At 69.9% G+C, this 219-nt stretch carries 1 pseudogene; it reads right to left on the bottom strand.

The window, feature by feature from the left end:
- Window positions 1–100: 100 nt before the first annotated feature.
- Window positions 101–219 (bottom strand): annotated as a pseudogene (locus EXE44_RS21850) (CoA ester lyase); the annotation flags it as partial.

The raw sequence follows: 219 nt of genomic DNA, 5'->3' as shown, positions 1-219 counted from the left end.
CTCTCGAACGGGTTCGCCTCCGAAGACATACTCTCACGTGCTGGGGGCCGGAGGTTAATTGTGACGGACGACCCGGAGAGTTCCGCGTCGGGCGCCGACGCTATCGGTCGGCGTCGGGCGCCCGGTCGAGGATCCGCTCCGCCTGCGCGATCAGCGGCGCGTCGATCATCTCGCCGTCGACTTGGAAGACGGCCCGGCCCTCCCGCTCCGCCTCGTCGC

The sequence above is a fragment of the Halorubrum sp. SS7 genome (assembly GCF_005435055.1).
GTDB classification, from domain to species: Archaea; Halobacteriota; Halobacteria; order Halobacteriales; family Haloferacaceae; genus Halorubrum; species Halorubrum salinarum.
The sequence above is the reverse complement of the archived record's forward strand: the minus strand, read 5'-3'. Positions and strand labels throughout refer to the sequence as shown.